Genomic DNA, 12,153 nt, shown 5'->3' on the forward strand with positions numbered 1-12,153 from the left:
ATTCCTCGCTCAGCCTTCCCAAGCCTGCCCACCGGTGGACTGGTTCACCAGCTTCGCCTCGCGAAACAACGCATCCCGGTCTTCCGGCGAATTCAGCCGGCCCAGGTCGGTGACGGTGGTCATGCAGCACACGATCTCGCCCTGCGCATCGAACACCGGCGCAGCCTGGCCGGTGACGTTGGACAGCAAGTGGCTGGTCAGCTCGGCCCAGCGACTATCGCGCACTTCATCCAGCACGGCCTTGCTCGGCGGCGTGCCACGGAAATGCGCAGGCTGCTGCTTGCGCGCGGCGTCGATGGTGGACTTGGGCAGGAACGCCTGGAACACCAACCCACAGGCGGTGTTGTCCAGCGGCAGGATGTCGCCCAGCGCCAGCGGGTTCACCGAGAAATACGCGCTGCGGTACCAGCGCACCAGGGTCGGACCCCGCTCGGTCCAGATCGCCACCCCGCCACTGGCCGCCTGGTGGTGAGCCAGGGCCTTCATGTGTTGCGCAGCAATTTCCACCGCATCCACACGCTTGAGCGCGGCAATGCCGATGCTCAGCGCCGCCGGGCCGAGGTCGTAAAGACCGGTGGCCGGGTCCTGCCGGGCCAGCCCTTCCTTGACCAGGCTCTGCAGGTAACGGTGCGCGCTGGAGCCACCGGTGCCAGTGAGCCGGGCGACTTCGCCGAGGGCCAGTTCGCGCTCGGCACTGGCCAGCACATTGAGAAAGCGCGTGGCGATCGCCACCGACTGGATGGTGCCGGAGCGCTTTTCATTCTGGGGCGCATCGTCCAGTACGGACTCGTCTGACTTCAAATGTCCTCTCCTCGCCGCTGTCTCGCGGCTGTTTCTCAACAGGCTGGGGTGCAGCGCCGCAGGCGGGTGGCGGCGCGACGCATGATACCGATTTTGCGGGCCGGCACATCAGGCAACGCGGCGCAGAGCCCTGCGTGGGGCCGCGAACGAGCTTATCCGATCCCGGCATAAACCACATTGTGGAATCAATTCTTTATTGAGGAACGTAATAGCCACATGCTACGATCCGCTAAAGCTTAATCATTCTCATTTGGAGTATCCCTTGAAGGCCTATTCACCCCTCACCCTCGCCCGCGGTTTCAGTGTTCTGACTCTCTCGACGCTGTTGGGCGCCACGGCGGCCATGGCCCAGGAAACGGCCGCCAGCACCAGCGCCGGCAGCGTCACTTTCGAACCCATCGTCATCACCGGGGAAAAGATCGAACGGGAACTGAAGAACACCGCGTCGTCGGTGACGGTGAAGACCGGGCGCGAGATCGACAAGGAAAAGACCGGCAGCTCCACCGTCACCGAAGTGCTCAATGACGTGCCCAACGTGATCTACACCGACAGCGTCGGCGCGCCGGTGATTCGCGGCATGGACAGCCAGGGCCCGAACAACGGCCAGAACGTGTTCTGGGGCGGCACCGTGCCACGGGCCACCATCAACCTCGACGGCCATTACCTGAACTACAACGAGATGTACTTCGGCGCGACCTCGGTCTGGGATCTGGACAGCATCGAAGTGTTCCGCGGCCCGCAGACCACCTCCCAGGGCGCCAACGCCATCGCCGGCGCGATCATCGTCAACACCAAGGACCCAAGCTTCACCCCGGAAGCGGCCTACCAGGCCGAAGTCGGCAACTACGATTCCCACCGCACCTCGCTGGCCGTCTCCGGCCCGCTGCTGGAAAACGAACTGGCCGCGCGCCTGGCGGTGGACCACTCGGCCCGTGACACCGTCATTGACTACACCAGCAGCGCCTTCCAGAAAGGCAAGGCCGATAAGAACTTCAGCTCGCTCAACGCCCGCGCCAAGCTGCTCTGGCTGCCCAGCGCGCTGCCCGGCCTGGAAGCCAAGTACACCTTCTCCCACGGCGATTCCAACCGCCCCAGCCAGGAAGCCGCCGCGGCGCCGTACCACAAGCTCAAGCACCCGACCACGACCATGCCGAGCTGGGAGCAGTCGACCAATACCAGCGTGCTGGACGTGAGCTACGACTTCGACAACGGTTTCAAGCTGCTCAACCAGGCGCAGTACTCGCTGTCCCACGTGCAGCGCTACACCGGCATCCCCGGCAGCGGCGACGCCGATATCCAGCAGAAGAACCTGTCCAACGAAACCCGTCTGAGCTTCGGCGACCAGGACAGCAGCGTCAGCGGCGCCACCGGGGTCTACGTGGCGCGCACCAAGTCCGATGAAATGCTGCTGTTGAGCGGTCTCTCGACCTTCGACGACACCAAGGAAAACCTCGGCGTGTTCGGCGAACTGAGCTGGCGCCTGGACGACCGCTGGACCCTGGGCACCGGCCTGCGTTACCAGGAAGACCGCATCGAACGCGAAGGCCGCTCGGTTCTCGCGCCGACCGCGCTGGACTACCAGAAGACCTTCTCCGCGCTGCTGCCGAAAGTCTCCCTGGCCTATGCCCTGACCCCGGACTGGACCGTCGGCGGCATGCTCAGCCGCGGCTACAACCCGGGCGGCGTGGCGCTGAACCTGACCACCCGCAACTGGACCGCGTTCAAGGACGAATCGGTGTGGAACTACGAGTTGTTCAGCCGCGCCAGCCTGCTGGATAACCGCCTGCAACTGAGCGGCAACCTGTTCTACATGGACCACAAGGACGCCCAGTACAACATCCCGGTGGTGATCTCCACCGGCGTGTCGCAGTCCTACACCATCAACGCCGAAAAAGCCCACGCCTACGGCCTGGAACTGAGCGCCGACTACCGCGTGCTGGACAACCTGACCCTCAAGGCCAGCGCCGGCACCCTGCGCACCCGCATCGACAAGATCTCCGCCAACAACAGCTACGAAGCCAACGAGTTCGCCCGCTCGCCGGGCTACACCCTGAGCTTCGGACCGAGCTGGGACATCACCGACAAGTGGAACGTCTCGGCGCAGGTACGACGGATCGACGGGTACTATTCCGACACCGCCAACACCAAGAGCTACGCCACGGACGCCTATACCCTGGCCGATGCGCGGATGAGCTTTCAGTTCAGCAAAGCGGTTGAGTTGTATGGGTACGTGAAGAACGTCTTCGATGACCGCACCGCGATCTACATGCAGCAGAACCGCGGCATCGGCGGCACCGAAGCGAGCATGACCACGCCGCGGATGTTCGGGATGGGGGTCAAGGGTTCGTTCTGATCGTCATTGCCATCGGGGACCGCGTTGCGGTCCTTCGCGACGCTGGCCCAAAACAATCCGCCTCCACAGGAACCCGTGATGACCCAACGCAAACTCCATATCGGCCTGTCCCTGGCCCCCACCTGGCTCAGCGGTGACGGCTGGCGCCAGGACAACAGCAATATAGAAGGCGTCTTCAGCGCCGATTTCGCCATCGACCTGGCCCGCCGCGCCGAAGCCGTACACCTGGACTTCGTGTTTCGCCCGGATGTCAGTTGCCTGACCACCGAGATAATGGAAACCGCCCCCGGCTTCGCCAGCCTCGACCCAACCGTCCTGCTCGCCGCCGTCGCCCAGGCCACGTCGCGTATCGGCCTGGTATCGACGGTGTCGACCACCTTCTACCCGCCCTATGTGGTCGCCCGGCAACTGCAATCGTTGCACTGGGTCAGCAACGGCCGCGCCGGCTGGAACATCGTCACTGCCCTGCAAGGCCACGAGAATTTCGGCCTGGCGCAGATGCCCGGCGCCGAAGAACGCTACCAGCGTGCCGGCGAATTCACCGAGCTGGTACAGGCGCTGTGGCGCAGCTTCCCCCATGAAGCGCTGAAGATCGACCGCGCCGCTGGCCGCTACGCCGACACTGCGCAGATCCGCCCCATCAGTCATGAGGGCGAGCACTTCAAGGTCAAGGGGCCGCTCAATGTGCCGGCCTTCCCCGCTGCGCGGATTCCGTTCGTTCAGGCCGGCGCATCGGAATCGGGCCGCGACTTCGCCGCCTCGGTGGCCGACCTGGTGTTCGCCCCGACCCCGGACAAGGAAGCCGCCCTCGAACTGCGCCGCGACCTGTCCCAGCGCGCCGAACGCCATGGCCGCTCGCCCGCAGACATCCGGCTGCTACCGGGCCTGAGCCTGTACCTCGCGGCGACCCGCGAAGAAGCCCGGACGCTGTTCATGCAGACCCACGCCCGTCTCGATCGCGGGCGCAAATTCGCCTCGATCAAGGAAATGACCGGACTGGACCTCAGCGACTGGCCGCAGGACCGCCCGGTCACCCGCGACGACCTGCCACCGCCGCTGGCGAAAACCAGCAGCCGCACCCACACCAACCTGCTACGCCGGTTGATCGAGCGCGAATCGCTGACGGTGAATGAGTTGTTGTTGCGCCCGGAAGTGATCTCCGCCGCGCACTGGCAGGTGGTCGGCACCGTCGACGATGCCGTCGAGCAGATCGCCGAATGGGCCGAGGCCGGGGCCATGGATGGTTTTATCGCCGCGCCGGGCGGCTCGGTGGAGTCGGTGCACCTGTTCCTCGATGAGGTGGTGCCGAAGCTGGTGAAGGCGGGATTGTTCCGCGAGCGCTACAGCGGCTCGACGTTCATCGAGCACCTGACCGAATACTGAAACCGCTCGTCCTTGGGGCTGCCGAACGGCAGCCCCGAAGACGTTTTCAGCGACGCAGTTCCTCGATGCTGATCTCGCGCATGCGGAACTTCTGGATCTTGCCCGTCACCGTCATCGGGAACTCCTCGACGAAGCGGAAGAAACGCGGCGTCTTGAAGTGGGCAATGCGGCTCTTGCACCAGGCCTGCAACTCCACATCGGTCGCGCTGTGACCGGGGTGGAACTTGATCCAGGCGACGATCTCCTCACCGTAGCGGTCATCCGGAATGCCGATGACCTGCACGTCCGCTACCGCAGGGTGGGTGAAGAAGAACTCTTCCAGCTCGCGCGGATAAATGTTCTCGCCGCCGCGAATGATCATGTCCTTGTTGCGCCCGGCAATGCACACGTAGCCCTGCTCGTCCATGCTCGCCAGGTCGCCGGTGTGCATCCAGCCCGCCGGGTCGATGGCTTCGGCGGTGGCCGCCGGGTTGCCCCAATAGCCGAGCATCACGCTGTAGCCACGGGTGCACAGTTCGCCGATCTGCCCGCGCGGCACCACGCAGCCGTGCTCGTCGATGATCTTGCTCTCCAGTTGCGGCTGGGTGCGGCCCACGGTGGTCACCCGCAGTTCCAGCTCGTCATCCGGGCCGGTCTGCAGCGACACCGGGCTGGTCTCGGTCATGCCGTAGGCGATCTGTACTTCGCTCATGTTCAGTTCGCTGATGACGTGGCGCATCACCTCGATCGGGCAGGTGGCGCCAGCCATGATCCCGGTGCGCAGGCTCGACAGGTCGAATTCCCGGCGCTGCGGCTGGTCCAGCAAGGCAATGAACATGGTCGGCACGCCGTACAACACGGTGGCGCGCTCAGCGGCAACGCCTTGCAGGGTCAGCAGCGGATCGAAGGCATCGTTGGGGTAGATCATGGTGGTGCCGTGGGTCATGCAGCCCAGGTTGCCCATGACCATGCCGAAGCAGTGGTACAGCGGCACCGGAATCACCATGCGGTCCTGCTCGGTGAGCCCCAGGCTTTCGCCGACCATATAGCCGTTGTTGAGGATGTTGTAGTGGCTGAGGGTCGCGCCCTTGGGGAAGCCGGTGGTGCCGGAGGTGTACTGGATGTTTACCGCCTGGTCGAATTGCAGGCTGCGCTGCCGGGCCTGGAAGTCTTCCTCGCTGACCTGCGCGGCCAGTTCCGCCAGAGCTCCCCATCGCAGGAAGCCCGCAGGCGGCTCGTCCGCCAGACTGACCAGCCCGCGCAAGTCCGGCAGGCGCTCGCTGTTGAACTGGCCAGGCACCGCGCGCGGCAGCTCCGGCAGCAGTTCGCCGAGCATGCCGTGGTAATCCGAACTCTTGAACGCCCCCGCGCTGATCAGCCACTGGCAACCGGACTGTTTAAGCACGTATTCCAGCTCGCTGGTGCGGTAGGCGGGGTTGATGTTGACCAGGATGATCCCGGCCTTGGCGCTGGCGAACTGGGCGATGCACCACTGCGCGCAGTTGGGTGCCCAGATGCCCAGGCGGTCGCCGGTCTTCAGGCCCAGGGCCATGAACGCCCGGGCATGCAGGTCGACGCTGGCGGCAAGATCCGCCCAGGTGTAGCGCAGGTGCTGGTGACGAACCACGAGGGCTTCGCGGTCGGCGAAACGTGACACCGTATGGTCGAATGCCTGGCCGATGGTCATGGCCAGCAAGGCTTTGTCCTGACGACCCTGGGTGTAGCTCGGTTGATTCATGGCGATCCCTTTTTGTGTTTGTTCTGGGAACTGATCGGGGCGCGGACTACTCTGGCGCAAATTAACGTTAACGTAAAGGTCATGGTGATGATTGACAGTAAAGGGACTCAGGTTTACGTTAACGTAAAGGTGACGAACCCGATCACACCCCTCACAAGAACTAACAACAGAAGGTGCCAGAGCATGCGTTATCCCTCCCTGAACTTCGCCCTCGGCGAAACCGTCGACATGCTGCGTGACCAGGTACAGGCCTTCGTCGCTAATGAACTGGCGCCCCGTGCCGCACAGATCGACCACGACAACCTGTTCCCCGCCGACATGTGGCGCAAGTTCGGCGACATGGGCCTCTTGGGCGTGACGGTCAGCGAAGAATACGGCGGCGCCGGCCTGGGCTACCTGGCCCACGTGGTGACCATGGAAGAAATCAGCCGCGGCTCGGCCTCGGTCGCCCTCTCCTACGGCGCCCACTCCAACCTCTGCGTCAACCAGATCAACCGCAACGGCACTCACGAGCAGAAAACCAAGTACCTGCCCAAGCTGATCAGTGGCGAGCACATCGGTGCCCTGGCCATGAGCGAACCCAACGCCGGGTCCGACGTGGTGTCGATGAAGCTGCGCGCCGAGAAACGCGGCGACCGTTACGTCCTCAACGGCAGCAAGACCTGGATCACCAACGGCCCCGACGCCAACACCTATGTGATCTACGCCAAGACCGACCTGGAAAAGGGTGCCCATGGCATCACCGCCTTTATTGTCGAGCGTGACTGGGCCGGCTTCAGCCGCAGCAACAAGTTCGACAAGCTGGGCATGCGCGGCTCCAACACCTGCGAGCTGTTCTTCGACAACGTCGAAGTGCCGGAAGAAAACATCCTCGGCGCGCTGAATGGCGGCGTGAAAGTCCTGATGAGCGGCCTCGACTACGAGCGTGTGGTCCTCTCCGGCGGCCCGACCGGTATCATGCAGTCGTGCATGGACCTGGTGGTGCCGTATATCCACGACCGCAAGCAGTTCGGCCAGAGCATCGGCGAGTTCCAGTTGATCCAGGGCAAGATCGCCGACATGTACACCCAGCTCAACGCCAGCCGCGCCTATCTGTACGCGGTGGCCCAGGCCTGCGACCGCGGCGAGACCACCCGCAAGGACGCCGCCGGGGTGATTCTCTACACCGCCGAACGCGCCACCCAGATGGCCCTCGAAGCGATCCAGATCCTCGGCGGCAATGGCTACATCAACGAGTTCCCGGCAGGCCGTCTGCTGCGTGACGCCAAGCTGTACGAAATCGGCGCCGGCACCAGCGAAATCCGCCGCATGCTGATCGGTCGCGAACTGTTCAACGAGACGCGCTAGGGGCAGCCGCAAGTTTCTAGCGGCAAGCTGCAAGTAAAAGCAGCTTGCCTCCCGTACCCTTCTTGCAGCTTGAAGCTTGCCGCTTGAAGCTGCCAAGGACCTCCGATGATTCTGAAGTCTCAGTTGAACCCCCGCGCCCCAGAGTTCGCCATCAACAGCGCCGCCATGCTGGAGCAGGTCAATGCGCTGCGCACGTTGCTCGCCCAGGTCCATCAGGGCGGCGGCGCCAAGGCCCAGGAACGCCACACCTCGCGCGGCAAATTGCTGCCCCGCGAGCGTATCGACCGCCTGCTCGATCCGGGCTCCCCCTTCCTGGAAATCGGCCAGTTGGCCGCCCATGAGGTGTACGGCGAAGACGTCCCGGCCGCCGGGGTGATCGCCGGCATCGGTCGGGTGGAAGGCGTGGAGTGCATGATCGTGGCGAACGACGCCACGGTGAAAGGCGGCTCCTACTATCCGCTGACCGTGAAAAAACACCTGCGCGCCCAGGCCATTGCCCAACAGAACCGACTGCCCTGCCTGTATCTGGTGGACTCCGGCGGCGCCAACCTGCCGCGCCAGGATGAAGTGTTCCCCGACCGCGAGCACTTTGGCCGGATCTTCTTCAACCAGGCCAACATGAGCGCCCTGGGCATCCCGCAGATCGCCGTGGTGATGGGCTCGTGCACCGCCGGCGGCGCCTATGTGCCGGCGATGTCCGACGAGACCATCATGGTCCGCCAGCAAGCCACCATCTTCCTCGCCGGCCCACCGCTGGTGAAAGCCGCCACCGGTGAAGTGGTCAGCGCCGAAGACCTCGGCGGCGCTGACGTGCACTGCAAGACCAGCGGCGTCGCCGACCACTACGCCGACAACGACGAGCACGCCCTGGCCATCGCCCGCCGCTGCGTGGCCAACCTCAACTGGCACAAACAGGGCGAGCTGCAACTGCGCACGCCGATCGCTCCGCAGTACGCTGCCGACGAGTTGTACGGCGTGGTCCCGGCCGACGCCAAGCAACCGTTCGACGTGCGCGAAATCATCGCCCGGCTGGTGGACGGTTCGGTGTTCGATGAATTCAAGGCACTGTTCGGCACCACCCTGGTCTGCGGCTTCGCCCACCTGCACGGCTACCCCATCGCCATCCTCGCCAACAACGGCATCCTCTTCGCCGAAGCCGCGCAGAAAGGCGCGCACTTCATCGAACTGGCCTGCCAGCGCGGCATCCCGCTGCTGTTCCTGCAGAACATCACCGGTTTCATGGTCGGTCAGAAATACGAAGCCGGCGGCATCGCCAAGCACGGCGCCAAGCTGGTCACCGCGGTGGCCTGCGCCAAAGTACCGAAGTTCACCGTGATCATCGGCGGCAGTTTCGGCGCCGGCAACTACGGCATGTGCGGCCGCGCCTACGACCCGCGCTTCCTGTGGATGTGGCCCAACGCGCGGATTGGCGTGATGGGCGCCGAACAGGCCGCCGGCGTGCTGGCCCAGGTCAAGCGTGAACAAAGCGAGCGCAGCGGCCAGCCGTTCAGCGCCGACGACGAAGCACGCCTGAAACAACCGATCCTCGATCAGTACGAGCACCAGGGCCACCCCTACTACTCCAGCGCCCGGCTCTGGGACGACGGCGTCATCGACCCGGCGCAGACCCGCGACATCCTCGGCCTGGCCCTGTCCGCCGCGCTCAACGCGCCGATCGAATCCACCCGCTTCGGCATTTTCCGGATGTGACCGATGACCGACTTCAGCACCCTCGAACTGATCAAGGATCCCCGCGGCTTCGCCACCCTGTGGCTGAGCCGGGAAGACAAGAACAACGCGTTCAACGCGCAGATGATCCGCGAACTGATCATCGCCATCGACCAGCTCGCGACCGACACCAGCCTGCGCTTCGTCGTGCTGCGCGGCCGTGGCCGGCACTTCAGCGCCGGCGCCGACCTGGCCTGGATGCAGCAGAGCGCGGCACTCGACTACCAGAGCAACCTTGACGACTCCCGCGAACTGGCGGAACTGATGTACAACCTGGCGAGGCTCAAGCTGCCGACCCTGGCGGTGGTTCAGGGCGCAGCCTTCGGTGGTGCAGTGGGACTGATCAGTTGCTGTGACATGGCCATCGGTGCCGACGATGCGCAACTGTGCCTCTCGGAAGTGCGCATCGGCCTCGCGCCTGCGGTGATCAGCCCGTTCGTGGTCCAGGCCATGGGCGAGCGCGCCGCGCGCCGCTACGCTCTCACCGCCGAGCGCTTCAGCGGCATCCGCGCTCGTGAGCTGGGCCTGCTGGCGGAAAGCTACCCGGCAGCGGAACTGGACGCTCGGGTCGAAGACTGGGTCGCCAACCTGCTGCTCAACAGCCCGCAAGCCATGCGCGCCAGCAAGGAGTTGCTGCGTGAAGTCGGCTCCGGCGAACTGACCCCATCCCTGCGCCGCTACTGCGAGAACGCCATCGCCCGCATCCGCGTCAGCCCCGAAGGACAGGAAGGCCTGCGCGCCTTCCTGGAAAAACGCACGCCAGCCTGGCAGGCCGAACCGACCCACAAGGAGCCACGCCCATGAGCCGTCCCGAGCTGACCACCCTGCTGGTCGCCAACCGTGGCGAGATCGCCTGCCGGGTAATGCGCACCGCCAAGTCCCTGGGTTTGACCACCGTCGCCGTGCACAGCGCGGTCGACCGCGAAGCGCGCCACAGCCGCGAGGCCGACATCCGCGTTGACCTGGGCGGCAGCAAAGCGGCGGAAAGCTACCTGGTCATCGACAAACTGATCGCTGCGGCCAAGGCCAGCGGCGCCCAGGCGATCCACCCCGGCTATGGTTTCCTCTCGGAAAACGCCGGTTTCGCCAAGGCCATCGAACAGGCCGGGCTGATCTTCCTCGGCCCACCGGCCAGCGCCATCGAGGCGATGGGCAGCAAATCTGCGGCCAAGGCGCTGATGGAAACCGCCGGCGTGCCTCTGGTGCCCGGCTACCACGGCGAAGCCCAGGACCTGGAAACCTTCCGCGCCGCCGCCGAGCACATCGGCTACCCGGTGCTGCTCAAGGCCACGGCCGGCGGCGGCGGCAAGGGCATGAAAGTCGTCGAACAGGAAAGCCAACTGGCCGAAGCCCTGGCCTCGGCCCAGCGGGAAGCGTTGTCGTCGTTCGGCGATGCGCGGATGCTGGTCGAGAAGTACGTGCTCAAGCCGCGTCACGTGGAAATCCAGGTGTTCGCCGACCAGCACGGCAACTGCCTGTACCTCAATGAGCGTGACTGCTCGATCCAGCGCCGCCACCAGAAAGTGGTCGAGGAAGCGCCGGCCCCGGGGCTGAGCGTGGAACTGCGTCGGGCCATGGGCGAAGCAGCGGTCTGCGCGGCCCAGGCCATCGGCTATGTTGGCGCTGGCACCGTGGAGTTCCTGCTGGACGCACGCGGCGAATTCTTCTTTATGGAGATGAACACCCGCCTGCAGGTGGAACACCCGGTCACCGAAGCTATCACCGGCCTTGATCTGGTCGCCTGGCAGATCCGCGTTGCCCGCGGCGAGGCGCTGCCGATCAGCCAGGAACAGGTGCCACTCATTGGCCACGCCATCGAAGTGCGGCTGTACGCGGAAGACCCGGCCAACGATTTCCTGCCGGCCACCGGCACCCTGGCGCTGTACCGCGAAAGCGCACCGGGTGCGGGGCGCCGGGTGGACAGCGGGGTTAGCGAGGGTGATCAGGTTTCGTCGTTCTACGACCCGATGCTGGGCAAGCTGATCGCCTGGGGCGAAGACCGCGAACAAGCTCGCCTGCGCTTGCTGGCGATGCTCGATGAGTTCGCCATTGGTGGGGTGAAGGCCAACATCACCTTCCTGCGGCGCATCCTCGCCCATCCAGCGTTCGCCGCTGCCGAACTGGATACCGGCTTCATCCCGCGTTACCACGATGACCTGCTGCCGACCCCGGGCGCGCTGCCCACGAGCTTTTGGCAGGCGGCAGCGGAAGGCTTCCTGCAGAGCATGCCGAACAGCGTGCGCGGCGATGATCCACATTCGCCATGGTCCTCCCGCCAGGGCTTGCGTGCCGGGGTTCCGGCGCATATCAGCCTGCACTTGAGCTGCAATGGCGAGCAGCAGGCGCTGAGCCTCGACCGCCAGGCCGCGTCCACCTTCCAGCTCGATGGCGAACAACTGCGGGTCGATAACGATGGGCTACGCCGTCAGCACCTGGCGATCCGTCGTGGCGATGCCCTGTACCTGCGCTGGAACGGCGAGTTGCACACGGTCACCGCCTACGACCCGATTGCTGAAGCCGAGGCCAGCCACACTCATCAAGGCGGCCTGACAGCGCCGATGAATGGCAGCATCGTGCGGGTATTGGTGGAACCGGGTCAGGTGGTGGAAGCCGGCACGCAACTGGTGGTGCTGGAAGCCATGAAGATGGAACACAGCATCCGCGCGCCGCATGCGGGTACCGTGGCAGCACTGTATTGCCAGGAAGGCGAGATGGTCAGTGAAGGCAGCGTGCTGGTAGCGCTGGAGGAAGTCGCAGGCTGACGGGCCCGCCGGCAACAACGGCGCCCTCGCCCAAGGCGGGTGGCGCCGTTGTGTTTTTCAGG

At 64.9% G+C, this 12,153-nt stretch carries 8 protein-coding genes; 6 read left to right on the forward strand and 2 right to left on the reverse strand.

Going from position 1 to position 12,153, the window contains the following annotated elements; genetic code table 11:
- Window positions 1-9: 9 nt before the first annotated feature.
- Window positions 10-780: an IclR family transcriptional regulator gene (locus DM374_RS24025; protein WP_110972180.1), complete on the reverse strand. Its 771-nt coding sequence runs from the start codon at window positions 778-780 to the stop codon at window positions 10-12.
- 283 nt (window positions 781-1,063) lie between these two features.
- On the opposite strand from DM374_RS24025, the gene DM374_RS24030 reads away from it, so the two are divergent.
- Together DM374_RS24030 and DM374_RS24035 are read left to right on the forward strand one after the other, a co-directional pair.
- Entirely contained in the window at window positions 1,064-3,154 is a 2,091-nt protein-coding gene (locus DM374_RS24030) for a TonB-dependent receptor (RefSeq protein ID WP_225422573.1), read from the forward strand.
- Between the two features lie 78 nt (window positions 3,155-3,232).
- Complete coding sequence (locus DM374_RS24035) at window positions 3,233-4,537, forward strand: NtaA/DmoA family FMN-dependent monooxygenase (RefSeq protein WP_404821372.1); 1,305 nt, start codon at window positions 3,233-3,235, stop codon at window positions 4,535-4,537.
- A 46-nt stretch (window positions 4,538-4,583) separates the two neighbouring features.
- Here the strand turns inward: DM374_RS24035 and DM374_RS24040 are convergent, their stop codons facing one another.
- Window positions 4,584-6,254: an AMP-binding protein gene (locus DM374_RS24040; RefSeq protein ID WP_110972114.1), complete on the reverse strand. Its 1,671-nt coding sequence runs from the start codon at window positions 6,252-6,254 to the stop codon at window positions 4,584-4,586.
- 183 nt (window positions 6,255-6,437) lie between these two features.
- Between DM374_RS24040 and DM374_RS24045 the strand changes: the two genes are divergently transcribed.
- The 4 genes from DM374_RS24045 to DM374_RS24060 all read left to right on the forward strand — a co-directional run bounded on the left by DM374_RS24045 (window position 6,438) and on the right by DM374_RS24060 (window position 12,091).
- Window positions 6,438-7,601: an isovaleryl-CoA dehydrogenase gene (locus tag DM374_RS24045; RefSeq protein WP_110972115.1), complete on the forward strand. Its 1,164-nt coding sequence runs from the start codon at window positions 6,438-6,440 to the stop codon at window positions 7,599-7,601.
- A 105-nt stretch (window positions 7,602-7,706) separates the two neighbouring features.
- Window positions 7,707-9,311 carry a carboxyl transferase domain-containing protein gene (locus tag DM374_RS24050; protein WP_110972116.1) on the forward strand — a complete coding sequence of 535 codons (1,605 nt, stop codon included), beginning with the start codon at window positions 7,707-7,709 and terminating at the stop codon, window positions 9,309-9,311.
- Between the two features lie 3 nt (window positions 9,312-9,314).
- Entirely contained in the window at window positions 9,315-10,133 is an 819-nt protein-coding gene (locus DM374_RS24055; RefSeq protein ID WP_110972117.1) for a gamma-carboxygeranoyl-CoA hydratase, read from the forward strand.
- Complete coding sequence (locus tag DM374_RS24060) at window positions 10,130-12,091, forward strand: acetyl/propionyl/methylcrotonyl-CoA carboxylase subunit alpha (protein ID WP_110972118.1); 1,962 nt, start codon at window positions 10,130-10,132, stop codon at window positions 12,089-12,091. The genes DM374_RS24055 and DM374_RS24060 overlap by 4 nt, the downstream gene beginning before the upstream one ends.
- Window positions 12,092-12,153: the final 62 nt, after the last annotated feature.

Origin of the sequence: Pseudomonas huaxiensis (genome assembly GCF_003231275.1) — a bacterium.
Lineage (GTDB): Bacteria > Pseudomonadota > Gammaproteobacteria > Pseudomonadales > Pseudomonadaceae > Aquipseudomonas > Aquipseudomonas huaxiensis.